Below are 17,934 nucleotides of genomic sequence, written 5' to 3'. Positions count from 1 at the left end.
GGTTCTCCTAGGGGAGGGAAAGTTTGGTCTTAGTTAGGATAGCCTAATCCACTTAGTTAAGGGAATCGGTATAAATATAAATACCAGTCGTTCCGGGCAGCAGAACTCAGACTGTCGACAGGCCCGGGCCGAACCCCTAGGATTCTTTCATGGACGATGTTCGTAAGCAGCGTTTTGAGCGTGCCCCGGTAGCCGTCTGCTGGACGACACCGCGCCAAGCATGGCTGCTGGTCAACGTCTCAGACCAGCAGGCCGCCTCATCGGTTCGATCCCTTTTCGTGGAGGTTTTCACCCAGCCGCTGGATGAAGACGAGTGGCAGTGGCGGGATTCGTACTACCCGGATGATGCGATCAAACGTGGCTTCTGGGCACACCAGTTCGCCGAAACAGGCACACCCCGCAGTTTTGATCTGGCCGAAGAGCAGCTCCAGTTACCCGAAGTTCGGGCGCCACGACAGGACACTGACGCAGCCGAACGAGGCGGACATGCGCCAGGAGCGTCACCGAAGAGCGGGATGAACCTGTTCCAGCGGCTAGTGGCGGCGTTACGCCGCTAGCAACCTAGCGGCGGGAAATACTAGCGGTGGGAAATAACCGTGTGGACCAGAAGGGCCGCAAGCTGTGACGTGCGGTTGTCGATGTCGATCCGCGGATTAGTTTCGGCCACATCAAAGACCTTGACCTTGCCGGTGGCCAGAATGTGCTCCAAGAGCGGTTCCACGACAGCCAGTTCCACACCGCGCGGTGCGGGCGCGCTGACGCCCGGTGCCACCGCTGCTGGGAAAACATCCATGTCGACGCTGACGTACAACACATCGATGCTCGCAAGAAACTGATTCAGCGTTTCTTTCGCGTGTTCAAGCTGGCTTTCGGCGGCGCTCAGTTCACGATCCAGCAGGTACCGGACACCTAACTCGGCGGCGGTATCAAAGAGAGCGGCGGTGTTGGCATGTTCTGCAATCCCTAAGACCAGATAGTTGAAATCAACGCCGGCGTTGGCGCTGGCGCGAGCCGCCTGCAAGAACGGGGTCCCCGAGCTGGGGGTTTGATCTGCGCGCAGATCAAAAAGCGCATCAAAGTTGATGATGCCGATCCGCTCGTGCCCGCCGCGGCGTTGCTGCTCTTGCAACAACCCGCTGTACGAACCAAAGGCCACTTCATGACCGCCACCTAACACCAGTGCAGTGCTCCCTGCAGCCAGTGCCGCTGAAACGGTGTCGGCTAGGCGTTGGTGCGCTCGCGATAGCTCCCCGTCGGTGCAGGAAATGTTTCCGGCATCCTGCAAGTGTTTGCGGTGGTGCGGAACCATATTCGCTAATGCGGAACGAATACTGTCCGGGCCTTCAGCCGGACCGGGGCGGCCCTGGTTTTGCTGTACGCCTACGTCGCAAGCAAACCCCATCAGCGTGAAATCTGCAGGGTGGTCAGAGTCTTGAAAAAGTCGGTAGTAGCGGTCGAATTCGGTTCCGGGACCGTCATCACGACCAGTCCAGTCAAAGTCAGGGCCAGTGTTCTCACTCATGATTCAACCTCTATCAGCGTTGAAGCTGAAACGGGAAGAGCCTTGGGCGGCTAAGACTGCCGCCATGGTGACCAGAACGAACGGTAGGGACAGTGGCACAACGCCTAAGGGTGCAAGGTACTGGCCTAAAGACCCAAAGAGGAACGCGGCGCAGGCGGCGGTGACGATGGCGAGTATCCCGGAAGACCAAGTCGGCTTGAAAATGGCGGTAGGACCAAACAGGCACACGGCGGCAAGTGCGCCGGTGTAACCCCAGAGGCCACCAAAGATTTGGTAGCCGTCTGCGCCTAGGAGTAGCCCGAGTCCGGCGCCGACCGTGGACCCGACAAGGGCGGCTGCCGCTGAGATGGTGGAAGACAACAGGATCCCAACGAGCACCAGAATGCCGACCAGCGGTGAGTTCAACAGGAAGGTTTCACTCACCCCACGAATGATTGCTTGGACGACACCTTCGGCAAACGGAACTGGATCCCCGTGGTGGCTCGGGCGCAGTGCAACATTGGGGCTGGCCAAAACCCGGGCCACCGGGGAGAGCAGAGCGTGGTTCGCGTAGCCGTAGGCCACCGTCGGGATCAGAAGCAGCACCGTCAAGCCGACCAGAGAGAAGGGGAGCGATAGCGTCGGGATGCCGAGCCGCTCGGTCAGCAGGACCAGTCCAGCATGCATCAGGGGCACCGAGATTGCGGCAGCGATGATGGCGTAAATCAGAATCCCAAAGTTCCATTGCGGAGTGAGGAAGTTCGCCAGCAACAGGGAAACCAGCGACCCATTGAAGGTATAGATTCCCGAACGAATGCGCTCTAGCGGGTAGTCCAGCAGGTGTGCGAACAAGGTGCACGCGTAGGACCCCGCCACAAAGAGCAGGCCGGCCCAAGGCCGATACAGAAAAATGGCCAGCGCGAAGATTAATCCGCTGAGCGGATTATTGATAAAGATGACCTGGCCGATGCCCCGGAATGTTGAATCGATAGTGCCCAAGAAGGCGGAGCGTTCGTGGAGACGCTGGGTGGGGGTGAAAGCGCCCCGAAGCTGGGAAAGTGTGGAGTTCAATGATCACCTCAAGACAAGTTTGGTGTGCCCCTCCCTTCTTTATAGTGCACTGGGTCACATCGGTCTAATTAGGCTGCCATGTCCAATCTAGGTGGTCATGAGAGAGGGGCGTTAAAGAGCAGCGCCGCCCGGATCGATACCGGGCGGCGCTGGCACAACGTTCCAGATATTAACGTGGGTTTGAGGTGCGAACGAGCACGTAGCGTTGGCTGGAGTTAGGGAAATGACCGATCAGGCCGGGAACTCCACCTGGGGTGGGGTTCGGTGTGTGGTCAATGCAATTGGCCAAGAAACCAAGGTCGTCACCGGAGAGCTTGTTGCCTCCTGGGGATTTCTCGACTTCCACAATGAAGGTCTTCTCGATTTCCGCGCCGGGCTCTTCTTTTTCCATGAACTCATCGGCTTGGATCTGCTCGCCGCGGAGCACCCGAGCCAAGCTGCGCAGATATACCGGGTCGTGTGAAGCGTCGTAGATCCAGCGCCGACCCAAAATGGAGTGTTCCATTTCCGTGATGAGTGCATGCTGAAGCTCTTCCACGCGTTCTGGCCGGTAGGTCAGCGGAACTTGGTACAGATTCCCCAACACATCTTTCAGGATGTGCGTCTCCATCCCAACTTCACCGTCTGGGTCATCGAAGCGGTAGGCGCCCATGTGCTTGATTTGGTCTGCGCCGGTGCTGGCAAACCATGGCTGGCGACGAACCCAGTCGTTCAGCAGATGTTCCTTGGTGGGGTTAAGAACTGCGTCGTAAATAATGGCCATAAAGCTAAGCCTAGTCCGTGTATTGAATTTACGAAATAGATTGACTCGCCGGTAACAACAGGCCGTAGGCTGGGCAGAAAAGATCGCTCACGTTCAAGAAATCTGGAGAACACGATGAAACAAGCAGGCGCCCTTGTCGGTCGAACGATTCTGATGTCCGGGGGAAGCCGGGGCATCGGCTTGGCCATCGCCCTGAGAGCGGCCGCCGACGGAGCGAATGTCGCCATGGTGGCAAAATCAGCCACAGCTCATCCGAACCTGCCCGGCACCATCTTCACCGCGGCCGAAGAAATCGAAGCTGCCGGCGGGGCAGCCTTGCCGATCGTGGGCGATGTCCGTAATGAAGGGAGCATTGCGGCAGCAGTGGAACAGACCGTCGAGCGGTTTGGTGGCATCGACATTGTCATTAACAATGCCTCGGCGATCGATCTTCGCAATTCCCAAGAACTACCGCCCAAACGGTACGACCTCATGCAGGACATCAATGTGCGCGGCAGCTACCTGCTGACCGCAGCCGCTGTCCCGCAGCTACGTGCGGCGGCGCAGAAAAACCCCGGCGGCGCCCACGTGTTGACCTTGTCTCCGCCGCTGAATCTGAAACCGCACTGGTTCAAGGACCACACGGCCTACACCATGAGCAAATACGGGATGTCGATGACCACGATCGGGTTCGCAGCCGAACTAGCAGACGCTGGCGTGGGTGTGAATTCACTCTGGCCGGCCACCTTGATCGACACCGCTGCGATCCGCAACATGCCAGGTGGACAAGAGCTCGTCAAACGTGGCCGCAAACCCGAGATCGTGGCGGATGCGGCATGGCATATTCTCACCAGCGATGGACGTCAGACCTCCGGGAACTTCTTCATCGACGATCAGGTACTGAGCGAAGCGGGCGTCACCGACTTCGGCGATTATGCGGTGGAGCCGGGTGCAGAACTCATGGTGGACGCTTTTCTGGACTAGGTCCCGCGTCGGAGCCGACCAAGAGTCAGAGCGACGAAGAGTTCTCATCCAAGCAACTGTGGCACCGCTGAAAAAATATCAGCGGTGCCACAGTGCAGCTTTTATCAGTAGAGAAGTGTCCCGACTGTTTAGGTTGCGTGCTTAGATGTCGCGGGATTCGTCCCGGCGCACGGTTTCACCCGTGGCAGGGTCGGTGACGGTGCGGGTTTCGCTAACGCGGCCGCCGGTGCGGGCAGAAGCGGTCATGAACAGGCTGACAATTAGGCCGATCGCGCCGACGCCCATCAGAATGTAGCCGACCAAGGTCAGGTCGACGTTAGGGATCATGTCGCTGACAGCGAAGGCCAAGATGGCGCCTAGAGCCAGCAGGAATAGTGAACCACCGATACGCATGTGGGTTTCTCCTCAAATGATGTACAAGGTGAGAGTGAATGTTACTCAGGGTTATTATAAGCCTGCGTAATGATTCTCGTCACCTGAACGCGTTCAGCTGCCTCCTGCTTTATACTGTTCTAAGTCCGTGAAACAGTCGCTCGCGTGGGTGACATGCGTCAAATGGCGCGAATCCGCGCGTGTCTGTTACACTGATTAACGATTGTTTTAGATGTGGCAAAGTGGACGCAGTCCGAGTTGCAGGGAAGTTGTGCAACGCATGCCACATTTTTGCACGCCTAGAGGTCGTTGCTTGCGTCATCGCGAATTCTTCGCTCTTGACGGCCAGTAACTGGCACATCAGTCAAGGGCTAGATGGTGCAAAAAGTCTTGAACAAATGTCAGTGAAGAATTGGTCCTCACAATAAGTATGGAGAACTAACCAGTGCCTACAATTCAGCAGTTGGTCCGCAAGGGCCGCTCACCGAAGGTGGTTAAGACCAAGGCTCCTGCGCTGCAGGGAAGCCCAATGCGTCGCGGCGTGTGCACCCGTGTGTACACCACCACCCCAAAGAAACCTAACTCTGCCCTCCGTAAGGTTGCCCGTGTGCGCCTGAACGGTGGCGTCGAAGTGACCGCCTACATCCCAGGTGAAGGTCACAACCTGCAGGAACACTCCATCGTGCTGGTGCGCGGTGGTCGTGTTAAGGACCTGCCAGGTGTTCGCTACAAGATCGTACGTGGCGCCCTTGACACCCAGGGTGTCAAAGACCGCCAGCAGGCTCGCAGCCGCTACGGTGCCAAGAAGGAGAAGAAGTAATGCCACGTAAAGGTCCAGCACCTAAGCGCCCTGTCATCAGTGATCCGGTTTACAACTCCCCACTGGTCACCCAGCTGATCAACAAAGTTCTGATGGATGGCAAGAAGGCCACCGCAGAGCGCATCGTGTACGGCGCCCTCGCCGGCACCGAGGAGAAGACCGGTAACGACCCAATCGTGACCCTGAAGAAGGCCATGGACAACATCCGTCCAGCCCTCGAGGTGCGTTCCCGCCGTGTTGGTGGCGCCACCTACCAGGTTCCTGTCGAGGTCAAGCCAGGCCGTGCAACCGCACTGGCTCTGCGCTGGCTGGTCGGCTTCTCTAAGGCTCGCCGCGAGAAGACCATGACCGAGCGTCTGATGAACGAAATCCTCGACGCCTCCAACGGTCTTGGTGCCGCTGTGAAGCGCCGCGAAGACACCCACAAGATGGCCGAGTCCAACCGCGCCTTCGCACACTACCGCTGGTAGTCCTTACCTCACTTGGATCACCCAACCAACCCTTAGGGAGAAACCGTGGCACAGGATGTGCTTACTGACCTCAAGAAGGTCCGCAATATTGGCATCATGGCGCACATTGATGCCGGCAAAACCACTACCACGGAACGCATTCTGTTCTACACCGGTGTAAACCACAAACTCGGTGAAACCCACGATGGTGCCTCCACCACCGACTGGATGGAACAGGAAAAAGAGCGCGGTATCACCATTACCTCCGCTGCCGTGACCTGCTTCTGGAACGACAACCAGATCAACATCATCGACACCCCGGGCCACGTTGACTTCACCGTTGAGGTGGAGCGCTCCCTGCGCGTGCTCGACGGTGCCGTCGCTGTCTTCGACGGCAAGGAAGGTGTTGAGCCACAGTCTGAAACCGTTTGGCGTCAGGCAGACAAGTACAACGTTCCACGCATTTGCTTCGTCAACAAGATGGACAAGCTGGGCGCTGACTTCTACCACACCCTGGAGACCATCGTCTCCCGCCTGGGTGCCAAGCCACTGCCACTGCAGCTGCCAATCGGTGCCGAGAACGACTTCATTGGCGTTGTCGACCTGCTCTCCATGAAGGCATTCGTCTGGCCAGGCGACGCCAAGGGTGACGTATCCTTGGGTGCCTCCTACGAGGTCCAGGACATCCCAGCAGACCTGGTTGAGCGCGCCGAACAGTACCGCGCTGAACTGGTTGAAGCTGTTGCTGAAGCCGACGAAGAGCTCATGGAGAAATACCTCGAAGGTGAAGAACTCTCCATTGAGGAACTCAAAGCCGGTATCCGCAAGCTGACCATCGCCTCCGAGGCCTACCCGGTCCTGTGTGGTTCTTCCTTCAAGAACCGCGGCGTGCAGCCGATGATCGACGCCGTCATCGACTACCTGCCATCCCCGGTCGATGTGGAAGCCATGGTTGGTCACGATCCTTCCGACGAGGAAAAGGAACTGACCCGCAAGCCATCCAAGGACGAGCCATTCTCCGCTCTGGCCTTCAAGATCGCTGCGCACCCATTCTTCGGTACCCTCACCTTCGTACGCGTGTACTCCGGTCAGGTCGCCGCAGGCTCTCAGGTGCTCAACTCCACCAAGGGCAAGCGCGAACGCATCGGTAAGCTCTTCCAGATGCACGCCAACAAGGAAAACCCAGTGGATGAAGCCTACGCAGGCCACATCTACGCGGTTGTTGGCCTGAAGGACACCACCACCGGTGACACCCTGTCCGATTCGGCTAACCCAATCGTCCTGGAATCCATGACCTTCCCAGATCCTGTGATCTCGGTTGCGATTGAACCAAAATCCAAGGGCGACCAGGAGAAGCTCTCCACCGCTATTCAGAAGCTCTCGGCTGAAGACCCAACCTTCACCGTGAACCTGAACGAAGAAACCGGCCAGACCGAAATCGGCGGTATGGGCGAGCTGCACTTGGACATCCTCGTGGACCGCATGCGCCGCGAGTTCAAGGTTGAAGCCAACGTTGGTAAGCCACAGGTTGCTTACCGCGAGACCATCAAGAAGAAGGTCGAAAACGTTGAGTTCACCCACAAGAAGCAGACCGGTGGTTCCGGCCAGTTCGCGAAGGTCATCGTCACCTTCGAGCCACTGGCAGTCGAGGACTCCGAAGAAATGTACGAGTTCGAGAACGCCGTCACCGGTGGCCGTATTCCACGCGAATACATCCCATCCGTTGACGCCGGTATCCAGGACGCGATGCAGTTCGGTATCCTCGCCGGTTACCCAATGGTCGGCGTGAAGGCCACCCTGGAAGACGGCGCCTACCACGACGTCGACTCCTCGGAAATGGCGTTCAAGATCGCTGGCTCCCAGGTCTTCAAGGAAGGCGTGCGCCGTGCACAGCCAATCCTGCTGGAACCGATCATGGCCGTTGAGGTCCGCACCCCTGAGGAATACATGGGTGACGTGATTGGTGACCTGAACTCCCGCCGTGGCGCCATCCAGTCCATGGAAGATGCCTCCGGTGTCAAGGTGGTCCGCGCCGCGGTTCCACTGTCCGAGATGTTTGGTTACATCGGTGACCTGCGCTCCCGCACCCAGGGTCGTGCTGTGTACTCCATGCAGTTCGATTCCTACGCAGAGGTGCCACGCGCCGTTGCCGACGAAATCATCCAGAAGGTCAAGGGCGAGTAAGCTCGCTACCGCGACCACAAACAAAACTTGTTCCAACCACCCTGCGTACCCGGGGACTAAACCCCCGGGCGCAGGTGGGCCGGAACAGGAGCTGCCGGTAGTTCTCCGGATGGCGGCAGCCCTATAGGTCTGATGGTGTGTATAAGCTCACAGCGATGTATGCGCCTGAAGGAGCCGGAGATTTTTATAAATCAACTCGCCCAAAGTAGACTAGTCAAAGTCTTAGTTACCCACGTGGCTAGATTTAGTCTTCTGACAAGCAAAATAAGTTCTAGGAGGAACCTGTGGCGAAGGCAAAGTTCGAGCGGACTAAGCCGCACGTCAACATCGGCACCATCGGTCACGTTGACCACGGTAAAACCACGTTGACTGCTGCCATTTCCAAGGTACTGCACGACAAGTACCCGGATCTGAACGAAGCACGCGATTACGCAAATATCGACTCCGCTCCGGAAGAGCGTCAGCGCGGTATTACCATCAACATCTCCCACGTGGAGTACGAAACCGACAAGCGTCACTACGCACACGTTGACGCTCCAGGTCACGCTGACTACATCAAGAATATGATCACCGGTGCCGCCCAGATGGACGGCGCGATCTTGGTCTGTGCAGCAACCGACGGCCCAATGGCCCAGACCCGCGAGCACGTTCTGCTGGCCCGCCAGGTTGGCGTTCCACGCCTGCTGGTTGCCCTGAACAAGTGCGACATGGTTGACGACGAAGAGCTCCTCGACCTGGTTGAAATGGAAGTTCGCGAACTTCTGTCCTCCCAAGAATTCGACGGCGACGAAGCTCCAGTGATCCGCACCTCCGGCCTGAAGGCTCTGGAAGGCGACCCAACCTGGGTCAAGTCCGTTGAAGACCTCATGGACGCTGTCGATGAGTACATCCCGGACCCAGTCCGCGACAAGGACAAGCCATTCCTGATGCCGATCGAAGACGTGTTCACCATTACCGGTCGCGGTACCGTGGTGACCGGTCGTGCAGAACGCGGTACCCTCGCCATCAACTCCGAAGTTGAAATCGTTGGTATCCGCCCAGTTCAGAAGACCACCGTTACCGGTATCGAGATGTTCCACAAGCAGCTCGACGAAGCATGGGCTGGCGAGAACTGTGGTCTGCTGCTGCGCGGTCTGCGTCGCGAAGACGTCGAGCGTGGCCAGGTTGTTGTAGCCCCAGGCTCCATCACCCCACACACCGACTTCGAAGCCAACGTCTACATCCTGTCCAAGGATGAAGGTGGCCGTCACAACCCGTTCTACTCGAACTACCGTCCGCAGTTCTACTTCCGGACCACCGACGTCACCGGCGTTATCACCCTGCCAGAAGGCACCGAAATGGTCATGCCAGGTGACAACACCGAAATGACCGTTGAGCTGATCCAGCCAATCGCGATGGAAGAAGGCCTCGGCTTCGCTATCCGCGAGGGTGGCCGCACCGTTGGTTCCGGTCGCGTTACCAAGATCATCAAGTAAGGACCGACAACGCTTAGCTAGCTAAGCAGGTCAACTTACTCAACGAAGCCCCCGGGAGAAACCCTCCCGGGGGCTTCGTTGTCCCTCCACATAGATGCTCCGGCCAAATCAGACGCACACTTGCGGTAGCAAACCTGACATCATCACGCCGAGACAGGCACCCATCCGATAGATTTAGGGGCAGTATTACCGAGCAGCGGGAGCGCCTGTGGGATCTGGATTCCTTTTCTTTCTCTTCATGCTTTTTCTTGTGCCCGTCGGTGTTGGCGTGCTCATCGGCTACTTCATCGGCAAAAGCAAAGGACGCAGAGAAGCTGCCGGGGCGGGTCACACCTCCCAGGCAGACTTAGCTGCAGCGTGGCAGGAAGGCTACCAAGCCGGCCAAAACGCCCCACGGGAACCGATCCAACGCCCAGCTCCGCAACCTTCAGCCCCCGCTGAACAACCGGCCCAGCCGCAAGCGCAACCGGCCCAGCCCGACAGGAAGCCGGAAACCCCGCCGGCACCACCCTCCACACCGGTCCGGCCCCAACCGACCCCAGCGGCACCTCAAGCCCACGCTGCTCAACAAGTCCCGGCACACCTACCGCAGTCGGCGGCACCGCACCAGCTGCAACACTTCCAACCAACACCGGGGTTCATCCCGCCACCGCTGAGCCCGGAACAACTCGCGCAGCAACGTGAAAAGCAGCAAATCCGTAACGCCAACATCCTGCTCTATGTTGCCGCCCTGCTCATGGTCGGCACTGGCATGCTCTTCCTCGGTGCCGGACTGCCACTGGTCATCACGGTCGGAGCGCTCGGATTTGTCACCGCAGGTTTCTACGCCGCTGGCCTGCTCCTGCACAAATACTCGCCGCGACTACGCTCCTCAGGAACTGCGTTCACCGGGACAGGCCTAGCGCTCTACCCAATCTTCGCCCTCGCAGCAGCAAACCAAATCTGGCCCGGATCACCGTGGCCGTGGCTGGCCTTCTCCATCATCGGTTCCATCGGATTCTCCGTCGCGGCCGCCATTTTAAACTCGCGGATCGTCGCGTTCCTGACGGTACCGTTCTTCCTCTCCATGGGTGTTGCCGCCGGATCGGTGTTGCGCTCCGGAATGGTGTGGTCCTTCGTCTTCACGATCGTGGTGGCGACGATCATCAGCTGGTTCGCTGCCGAGAAACCGCGGTGGATGAAGAACATCTTCGTCCACGCTTTCGTGCACACCCACGAATACATTGTCCCTGCCACCCTCGTAGCGCAGTTCTTCCTCTTTCCACGCCTCACCGATCTGCAGAACACGCTGGTGTTTGCGGCGGCGCTGCTGTACTACATCACCCGTTCGGTGTTGAGTATCCCGCGCTACAAGCTTTACTATCTCAGCGCCGCCCGGGCTTTGTTCCTGCTGACGCTCTGGCAAACGTTGCGCACCCTCAACGTTCCCGGCAGCACCATCGCTATTGTCATGGCGCTGGGGCTAGCGGCGACCATCATCACCACCTTGCTGGCCCAGCGGCGCTACCTCGGCCTGCTGCAGCGCTCCGAACGCAGTCAACGTTTCGCGGCTAACTGGATCGGCGTCGATCTGGGACTGCACACCCTCGGTTTGCTGGCACTAGCCTGGGGCACCGAAAGAACGATCAACCCCAACCTGTTTGGCCAGAACGACATCGCATCGCTGAACTTGCCGCTGGTCATCACGATGATCACCCTGGTGATTGGCATTGTTTTCCATCAGCGTTCCGCTGCGGCAAACATGGTTTGGGGGAGGACACTGGGTTCACCACTGTGGTTCCTCATAGCACCGTTTTGGGCCACCCGCGCATCAAACGAAAGCTACGGCGGCGAATTCTTCCGGCCCGAAGTGTTCTGGATCCTGGGACTGATCGGATTCGGGATCGCGATGCTGCGCAGTCGACGCGAACCGTTGCACCAACTGATCTTCACCATCATCGGTGCGACAGTTCTCTACCTGATCGTGCGCACCCACGTGGGCGTGGCCAATACCAGTGCCAGCGGCCAAACCATGACGATTGTCGTGGCGCTCTGGGCTATCGCGGCTGTCCTGTGGGTTTTCACCATCCTGAAACTCTTCCGCGGCACACGCATCCTGACCGATGCTGCAGCGGCAGAGATCCCGGATCAGCCCGCGCGCCCGTGGCACCAGATCAGTGAGCGCTTAGCAGGCTACATCGGTGCAGCCGGCACCGGCTTCGCGCTATGGATGAGCCTGGGCGCCGGTCATGCAAGCCGGTTGCGAGCATCCGACTACCAGCAAAGCATCTACCTGTTGAGCATGCTGCTCGTCCTTGCGGTGGTAACCAGTTTCGGTCTGATCTTGCTGCGGAATATGCGCCTTGACCCCGCTAAGAATTCCTTGCACGCGGCGCTGTGGGCGTGGGCCTTCCTTGGCCTGGTGCTGGGCATCCGGGAACGGAGCTTTCTTGCCACACTGGATCCGGGGAGCGCTCACTGGTTCAGCCTGATCTTCGGGCTGGTACTAGTCACGGTGGTCTGGCTCGGCGGCTACTTCACCGCCAAACTGCGCACCGAATCCGCGGCGATTAAAGCCCGCTGGTATCAAACGGCGGCAGCCTTGGGCTTGGGCTACGCGCTGTTGAATGGACTGCGGGTGCTGCAAGCCGATTCCAACCTCACCTTCGCGGTGCCACTATTGGCACTGCTGGGGTACTTCCTCTACCTCATCTTCCAAGACGGCACGCGCACGACTAACGCCCTCATGGCTGGTTCAGCCTCCACACACACCGTGGAGAGCGCACCCGTCGGGATCTCCCGCAGACTCTACAATCATCAAATCGGTAGTGCCGGCTTGGTCTTGGTGATGCCCCTGTACCTGCTGTTGGATGTTCCTCACTTCAATACGGAGTTCAGCAGTGCCGAGCTGTTCCGCTGGGCCCTGTTGGTCGGATGGGTCCTCTTTGGCGTTCTCGTACTCTGGTACGCATTGCGACACTTCATCGCCTACCTTCCGCTGGCAGCATTCGGGTTCATGAAGGCCGCGGGGATTGGCGCCCTGTATCGGGCAATGGCCGGTGAAAACCGGACGCCGATTGAACGCTATTGGAACGAAACGACCGCGGCCTGGATCATGGTCCTCCTCGGTGCCGGGGTTGTGCTCTTGCTCTTGCTGCCACTGCGCAAACCGGACTACCAGCAGCGCTGGAAAACCGCCGGTATCTGGGCGCCTCTGGCGGCCTACGCGATGCTGGGCGCTGGGGCGCTCTGGCACACCTCGAACGGATATGTCTGGGGTATTGTCGGGCTGCTTTTGGCCACAGCTATGATCATTAGCTCCTACCACAACACGGGTGCGGGTGAGGGACTGCGACCGGCCGCAGTGCCCGTCATCTTCTTGGCGTTCCTGCCGCTGGCAGACAGACTGCAGTCAGACCTGTTTGCCAATACCGAAAACTATTTGCCGGTGTGGTTGATCGCCGGGTTCTTGGGCGGGGCAACCGGCTACCTCATCGGATTGTTCTGTGTCGGTGGGCCCGGCGGGGAACGGGCGGGACGCAACACTCGGTTGACCACGCTGATCACCTTCCTGGTGTTCATGGTCTACGGCTGGACCGATTCCAAGGCGGCACTGATCTTCGCAGTGATCCTCACCTTGGTGGGAATGCTGGGACTCGGCCGAGAAATGGTCAGCCGGCCAGCACGCCGCACCGTGTGGGAACTCATGCTCATCGTGGCTGTCCTGGGCGCCCAACGGATCTGGGCCGATGTCCCGGCCAACGATGTCGATCAGCGGGTCGCGTTCTGGTTCATCCAGCATCTGGTGCTGGCCCTCGCTCTGCTCGCCACGATGACTGGCTTGCGTGCCCGGCGGACCGGTGGCGCTCCGACGCAATCATTTAGCGGACCGGTTGAGGGCGTCTATGCCCCGGTTGTGCCAGAACCCGTTGTCGCGGTGACGGATAGCTCGACTCGTTTCAACAGCTACCTGTTCAGCTCAGCCGGACTCTTGTCGCTCAGCACGTTCCTGATGTTTGGTCTGACGGACTCTACGTTCGAGTTCTTCTGGATCCTTGCTGCCTTTGTGGCCTTAATCATCTACGGGGCCATCGCGTCCCGCACCGGTGTGCTGATCTGGGGCATTCTCGGTGTGGTGTTGGTGCTGATGATCTTCCTGCGCTTCGGCAGTGTCCTCTTGCTGTTCCCATTGGCGTTAGCATTGATGGGGGTGGGTATCTGGCAACTCATCCGCATCACCCGGAAGCCAACCTCCGCGGCCACCCTGCCACCGGGCCCACCCGGAGCAGTGCAACAGTCGCAACCACCGTACGGAGCCCCGCAACCGCCGGCAGGATACTATCCGCCAGCAGGACAGCAGCCTCCGCCAGCACCGGGTGGACCAACGGAGCCTACGCCACCGCAGCACTAGCTGTACCGAGATAACACCTGTACATACACCGACAACGGAAGGTCGTTGTGTCACCACGCAAGTTCTACCTCACGCTCGCACGCGCGGAAGCGGTCACTTGGACGCTGCTGATCATCGGCATGATCGCCAAGTATTCCGGTCTCACGGACGCCCTCATCTTTCCGTTCGGCGCGACCCACGGGTTCGTCTTCTTCATGTACCTGACGGCCACCGTGCTGGTGTGGGTGAATGAAAAGTGGGGGACAGGCCTGGGACTCACCGGCTTGGCCTCGGCTATCCTGCCGTACGCCACGATTCCGTTCGAGCGGCACGTAGAGAAAACCGGTCGGCTCTCCGATCGTTGGCATGTGCTTGGAAAGGACTATGAGCCGACCACAGCACCGGAGAAACTGCTACGCTGGATCTTGCGAAACCCGGTATTGGCCGCCGTGCTGATCTTGGTTGTGATATCGGTCGTGTTCTTCCTGCTACTGCAGGCCGGACCACCGAATGAATGGTTCTCCTAAACCACCCACATCAACCACGCGCATCGCTTGCGCTAGCCGACGTGGGGGAGCTAACACCGGCGAATCCTCAGCTCGATTCGCATCTGTAGAACATGTCTGTCTATACTAGATAAGTTGCTCTGGAGCTGATCTAGGCTCCACATACAAAATCAAAAAATCCTCCGCGGGATTTTCGTGTCACAAAATAATGCGACACGCCCGACCGCGGGGTGAAGCCTGGCAGGGCGAGGAACCCGGTTTTTCTCACGATCGGATTCGGTCTGTGCAGGCGGTCGAGATAGCTCGGCCACCATAAGTGCTATTGCGGCACTCATAGGGAAGAAAAGTACACCCACGTACTAAGAAAGAGGCACCGAGCCATGGCGGGACAGAAAATCCGCATCCGGCTGAAGTCATATGACCACGAGGTCATTGATGTTTCAGCACGGAAGATCGTTGACACGGTCACACGCGCAGGCGCAACGGTTGTTGGTCCAGTACCACTGCCAACTGAGAAGAACGTCTACTGTGTGATCCGTTCACCACACAAATACAAAGACAGCCGTGAGCACTTCGAAATGCGCACTCACAAACGGTTGATCGACATTATTGATCCGACGCCTAAAGCAGTTGATTCGCTGATGCGCCTGGATCTTCCAGCCGACGTAAACATCGAAATCAAACTCTAGGGGAGGTGCTGAGATAACTATGACCGCAAACCGCAATGTTAAAGGGCTGTTGGGCACGAAGCTCGGCATGACCCAGGTTTGGGACGCCGACAACAAGCTGATCCCAGTGACTGTTGTGCAGGCTGATTCCAACGTTGTCACCCAGATTCGTAACGCCGAAACCGATGGCTACGCAGCCGTTCAGATCGGTTACGGCCAGATCGACCCACGCAAGGTCACCAAGCCACTGGCTGGTCACTTTGAAAAGGCCGGGGTTACCCCACGCCGCAACGTGGTCGAAATCCGCACCGCAGACGCTGACGGCTACGAGCTCGGTCAGGAACTGAGCGTTGAACTGTTCGAAGCCGGCCAGAAGGTCGACGTCATCGGCACCACCAAGGGTAAAGGTACCGCTGGTGTCATGAAGCGTCACGGCTTCGGTGGCGGTAACGCCTCCCACGGTGCACACAAGAACCACCGTAAGTCTGGCTCCATCGGTGGCGCAGCCACCCCGGGCCGTGTATTCAAGGGCATGCGTATGGCCGGCCGGATGGGTAACGTCCGCCAGACCACGCTGAACCTGACCCTGCACGCAGTGGATCCAGAAAAGAACCTGCTGCTCATCAAGGGCGCCCTGCCAGGCGCTCGTGGCCAAGTTGTCTTGGTCCGTTCCGCAGTGAAGGGAGCATAAGTAAATGGCTACCGAGGTCAAAAAAGTTTCTGTTGATTTCCCTGCCGAAATTTTCGATGTGCAGGTCAACGTCCCACTGATGCACCAGGTTGTGGTTGCTCAGCAGGCCGCTGCACGCCAGGGTACTCACAAGACCAAAACCCGCGCTGAGCGCTCCGGTTCCGGTATCAAACCATTCCGTCAGAAGGGTACCGGTCGCGCCCGTCAGGGTTCGATCCGCGAACCACAGATGACCGGCGGTGGTGTGGCACACGGTCCAGTACCGCGCGACTACTCCCAGCGCACCCCTAAGAAAATGAAAGCCGCTGCTCTGCGTAGCGCCCTGACCGACCGCGTTCGTAACGAGCGCGTCCACGTCATCGAAGCTCTGGTGAGCGGGGATACCCCATCCACCAAGGCCGCACTGGGTGCTTTGAAGTCGCTTGCCGCCGATCGCAACAAGTTCCTTGTTGTCATCGACCGCACCGACGATGTTGCTGCACTGTCTGCACGCAACTTGGCTGAAGTGCACACCATCTACGCCGACCAGCTCAACACCTACGACGTTCTCAACGCCGACGATGTGGTCTTCACCAAGGCCGCCTACGACGACTTTGTTGGGAGCAAAGGCAACCAGGAGGGCACCAAGTGAGCGGCTCCGTAAATAAAGATCCACGCGACGTGGTCCTGGAACCAGTCGTGTCTGAAAAGAGCTACGGCCTGATCGATGAAGGTAAGTACACCTTCTTGGTCGACCCACGCTCGAACAAAACGGAAATCAAGCAGGCCGTCGAAACCATTTTCGGCGTCAAGGTTGATTCCGTGAACACCATCAACCGTGCCGGCAAGCGCAAACGCACTCGCTTCGGTTGGGGATCACGCAAGGCGACCAAGCGCGCCATTGTGACTCTCAAAGAAGGCACTATCGACATCTTCGGCGGTCCGGGCCTCTAAGGTTCGGAGACCACTTTATCGAGGAATACACATATGGGAATCCGTAAATACAAGCCAACTACTCCGGGCCTGCGCGGCTCGAGCGTAGCTGACTTTGCCGAGCTGACTCGCTCCACCCCGGAGAAGTCACTGCTGCGTCCCCTGACCAAGTCCGGTGGCCGTAACAGCAGCGGTAAAATCACTACCCGTCACAAAGGTGGTGGCCACAAACGCCAGTACCGCGTGATCGACTTCCGTCGTCACGACAAAGACGGTGTGCCCGCAAAGGTTGCACACATCGAGTACGACCCGAACCGTACCGCGCACATCGCCTTGCTGCACTACGTTGATGGCACCAAGCGCTACATCATCGCCCCAGAGAACCTGACTCAGGGCACCATGGTTGAGTCCGGCCCGAACGCCGACATCAAGCCAGGTAACAACCTGCCACTGCGTAACATCCCAGTGGGTACCGTGGTCCATGCTGTGGAACTGCGTCCAGGTGGCGGCGCCAAGATGGCCCGCTCCGCTGGTGCGTCCATCCAGCTGGTTGCTCGCGAAGGCAAGTACGCTCAGCTGCGTCTGCCATCCGGCGAAATCCGCAACGTTGACGTTCGCTGCCGCGCCACCATTGGTGAAGTCGGCAACGCCGAACAGATCAACATCAACTGGGGTAAAGCCGGCCGCATGCGTTGGAAGGGCGTCCGCCCAACCGTTCGCGGTGTGGCCATGAACCCGATCGATCACCCACACGGTGGTGGTGAAGGTAAGACTTCCGGTGGTCGCCACCCAGTCAACCCTGCAGGTAAGGTCGAAGGCCGTACCCGCCGTCCGAAAAAAGAAAGCGACAAGCTCATTGTTCGTCGCCGTCGTTCTGGCAACAAGCGATAGGAGCCTGGAAACATGCCACGCAGCCTGAAAAAAGGTCCTTTCGTTGACCAGCACCTCTACCTGAAGGTCGTTGCTGAAAACGAAAAGGGCAGCAAAAACGTCATCAAGACCTGGTCCCGCCGGTCCATGATCATCCCGGACATGCTCGGTCACACTATTGCCGTGCATGACGGCCGTAGACACATTCCAGTGTTTATCACCGAGTCGATGGTCGGGCACAAGCTCGGCGAATTCGCTCCAACGCGGACTTACCGCGGCCATGTTAAGGACGACAAGAAGGGCAAGCGCCGCTAAGGCCG

Annotated in this window: 18 protein-coding genes; 14 read left to right on the top strand and 4 right to left on the bottom strand. The window is 58.6% G+C overall.

Features of this window, described 5'->3' with window-relative positions; genetic code table 11:
* Window positions 1-149: 149 nt before the first annotated feature.
* Complete coding sequence (locus ACFFFR_RS05315) at window positions 150-557, top strand: hypothetical protein (RefSeq protein ID WP_377458484.1); 408 nt, start codon at window positions 150-152, stop codon at window positions 555-557.
* A gap of 20 nt (window positions 558-577) precedes the next feature.
* Here the strand turns inward: ACFFFR_RS05315 and hutG are convergent, their stop codons facing one another.
* The 3 genes from hutG to ACFFFR_RS05300 all read right to left on the bottom strand — a co-directional run bounded on the left by hutG (window position 578) and on the right by ACFFFR_RS05300 (window position 3,335).
* On the bottom strand, window positions 578-1,522 hold the full coding sequence (gene hutG, locus ACFFFR_RS05310; protein WP_377458482.1) for a formimidoylglutamase: 945 nt from the start codon (window positions 1,520-1,522) through the stop codon (window positions 578-580).
* Window positions 1,523-1,525: 3 nt separating this feature from the next.
* On the bottom strand, window positions 1,526-2,572 hold the full coding sequence (locus ACFFFR_RS05305; protein ID WP_377458481.1) for an urea transporter: 1,047 nt from the start codon (window positions 2,570-2,572) through the stop codon (window positions 1,526-1,528).
* Window positions 2,573-2,741: 169 nt separating this feature from the next.
* Window positions 2,742-3,335 carry a maltokinase N-terminal cap-like domain-containing protein gene (locus ACFFFR_RS05300; RefSeq protein WP_377458479.1) on the bottom strand — a complete coding sequence of 198 codons (594 nt, stop codon included), beginning with the start codon at window positions 3,333-3,335 and terminating at the stop codon, window positions 2,742-2,744.
* 114 nt (window positions 3,336-3,449) lie between these two features.
* Here ACFFFR_RS05300 and ACFFFR_RS05295 point away from each other — a divergent pair, with 114 nt between their 5' ends.
* Window positions 3,450-4,298 (top strand): SDR family oxidoreductase, encoded by an 849-nt coding sequence (locus ACFFFR_RS05295; RefSeq protein WP_377458477.1) that lies wholly within the window; start codon window positions 3,450-3,452, stop codon window positions 4,296-4,298.
* 141 nt (window positions 4,299-4,439) lie between these two features.
* Here ACFFFR_RS05295 and ACFFFR_RS05290 read toward each other — a convergent pair whose 3' ends face one another.
* On the bottom strand, window positions 4,440-4,691 hold the full coding sequence (locus ACFFFR_RS05290) for a DUF6458 family protein (protein ID WP_377458476.1): 252 nt from the start codon (window positions 4,689-4,691) through the stop codon (window positions 4,440-4,442).
* Between the two features lie 424 nt (window positions 4,692-5,115).
* Here ACFFFR_RS05290 and rpsL point away from each other — a divergent pair, with 424 nt between their 5' ends.
* From rpsL to rpsS, 12 genes are all read left to right on the top strand, one after another.
* Complete coding sequence (gene rpsL / locus ACFFFR_RS05285; protein ID WP_377458475.1) at window positions 5,116-5,490, top strand: 30S ribosomal protein S12; 375 nt, start codon at window positions 5,116-5,118, stop codon at window positions 5,488-5,490.
* Window positions 5,490-5,960, top strand: a complete 471-nt coding sequence (gene rpsG / locus ACFFFR_RS05280; protein WP_377458474.1) for a 30S ribosomal protein S7 — start codon at window positions 5,490-5,492, stop codon at window positions 5,958-5,960. The genes rpsL and rpsG overlap by 1 nt, the downstream gene beginning before the upstream one ends.
* A 45-nt stretch (window positions 5,961-6,005) precedes the next feature.
* Window positions 6,006-8,123 carry an elongation factor G gene (fusA, locus tag ACFFFR_RS05275; RefSeq protein WP_377458473.1) on the top strand — a complete coding sequence of 706 codons (2,118 nt, stop codon included), beginning with the start codon at window positions 6,006-6,008 and terminating at the stop codon, window positions 8,121-8,123.
* Between the two features lie 284 nt (window positions 8,124-8,407).
* A complete protein-coding gene (tuf, locus tag ACFFFR_RS05270; RefSeq protein ID WP_377458472.1) occupies window positions 8,408-9,598 on the top strand; it encodes an elongation factor Tu in 1,191 nt (396 codons plus the stop codon).
* Window positions 9,599-9,806: 208 nt separating this feature from the next.
* Window positions 9,807-13,988, top strand: a complete 4,182-nt coding sequence (locus tag ACFFFR_RS05265) for a hypothetical protein (RefSeq protein ID WP_377458471.1) — start codon at window positions 9,807-9,809, stop codon at window positions 13,986-13,988.
* A 47-nt stretch (window positions 13,989-14,035) separates the two neighbouring features.
* Window positions 14,036-14,494: a DUF3817 domain-containing protein gene (locus ACFFFR_RS05260; protein WP_377458470.1), complete on the top strand. Its 459-nt coding sequence runs from the start codon at window positions 14,036-14,038 to the stop codon at window positions 14,492-14,494.
* 359 nt (window positions 14,495-14,853) lie between these two features.
* Window positions 14,854-15,162, top strand: coding sequence for a 30S ribosomal protein S10 (gene rpsJ, locus ACFFFR_RS05255; protein WP_002857463.1), 309 nt, complete (start codon window positions 14,854-14,856; stop codon window positions 15,160-15,162).
* Window positions 15,163-15,181: 19 nt separating this feature from the next.
* On the top strand, window positions 15,182-15,832 hold the full coding sequence (rplC, locus tag ACFFFR_RS05250) for a 50S ribosomal protein L3 (RefSeq protein ID WP_377458469.1): 651 nt from the start codon (window positions 15,182-15,184) through the stop codon (window positions 15,830-15,832).
* A gap of 4 nt (window positions 15,833-15,836) precedes the next feature.
* Window positions 15,837-16,463: a 50S ribosomal protein L4 gene (gene rplD / locus ACFFFR_RS05245; protein ID WP_377458468.1), complete on the top strand. Its 627-nt coding sequence runs from the start codon at window positions 15,837-15,839 to the stop codon at window positions 16,461-16,463.
* Window positions 16,460-16,765, top strand: a complete 306-nt coding sequence (rplW, locus tag ACFFFR_RS05240; protein ID WP_377458467.1) for a 50S ribosomal protein L23 — start codon at window positions 16,460-16,462, stop codon at window positions 16,763-16,765. Before rplD ends, rplW begins: the two co-directional genes overlap by 4 nt.
* A 33-nt stretch (window positions 16,766-16,798) precedes the next feature.
* Window positions 16,799-17,635 carry a 50S ribosomal protein L2 gene (rplB, locus tag ACFFFR_RS05235; RefSeq protein ID WP_377458466.1) on the top strand — a complete coding sequence of 279 codons (837 nt, stop codon included), beginning with the start codon at window positions 16,799-16,801 and terminating at the stop codon, window positions 17,633-17,635.
* 12 nt (window positions 17,636-17,647) lie between these two features.
* The gene (rpsS, locus tag ACFFFR_RS05230; RefSeq protein ID WP_377458465.1) at window positions 17,648-17,929 is read left to right on the top strand and encodes a 30S ribosomal protein S19; all 282 of its coding nucleotides are present in this window, start codon (window positions 17,648-17,650) and stop codon (window positions 17,927-17,929) included.
* Window positions 17,930-17,934 lie beyond the last annotated feature (5 nt).

It is taken from the genome of Micrococcoides hystricis, from assembly GCF_042434215.1.
GTDB lineage: Bacteria > Actinomycetota > Actinomycetes > Actinomycetales > Micrococcaceae > Micrococcoides > Micrococcoides hystricis.
Note: the sequence above shows the minus strand (reverse complement) of the source record. Positions and strands in the feature narration are given on the sequence as shown.

Excerpts from the sequence above, each read along its gene's own strand:
- ACFFFR_RS05315 (WP_377458484.1), top strand. The coding sequence starts at position 150 with ATGGACGATGTTCGTAAGCAGCGTTTTGAGCGTGCCCCGGTAGCCGTC.
- hutG (WP_377458482.1), bottom strand. The coding sequence starts at position 1,522 with ATGAGTGAGAACACTGGCCCTGACTTTGACTGGACTGGTCGTGATGAC.
- ACFFFR_RS05300 (WP_377458479.1), bottom strand. The coding sequence starts at position 3,335 with ATGGCCATTATTTACGACGCAGTTCTTAACCCCACCAAGGAACATCTG.
- ACFFFR_RS05295 (WP_377458477.1), top strand. The coding sequence starts at position 3,450 with ATGAAACAAGCAGGCGCCCTTGTCGGTCGAACGATTCTGATGTCCGGG.
- ACFFFR_RS05290 (WP_377458476.1), bottom strand. The coding sequence starts at position 4,691 with ATGCGTATCGGTGGTTCACTATTCCTGCTGGCTCTAGGCGCCATCTTG.
- rpsG (WP_377458474.1), top strand. The coding sequence starts at position 5,490 with ATGCCACGTAAAGGTCCAGCACCTAAGCGCCCTGTCATCAGTGATCCG.
- rpsJ (WP_002857463.1), top strand. The coding sequence starts at position 14,854 with ATGGCGGGACAGAAAATCCGCATCCGGCTGAAGTCATATGACCACGAG.
- rplC (WP_377458469.1), top strand. The coding sequence starts at position 15,182 with ATGACCGCAAACCGCAATGTTAAAGGGCTGTTGGGCACGAAGCTCGGC.
- rplD (WP_377458468.1), top strand. The coding sequence starts at position 15,837 with ATGGCTACCGAGGTCAAAAAAGTTTCTGTTGATTTCCCTGCCGAAATT.
- rplB (WP_377458466.1), top strand. The coding sequence starts at position 16,799 with ATGGGAATCCGTAAATACAAGCCAACTACTCCGGGCCTGCGCGGCTCG.
- rpsS (WP_377458465.1), top strand. The coding sequence starts at position 17,648 with ATGCCACGCAGCCTGAAAAAAGGTCCTTTCGTTGACCAGCACCTCTAC.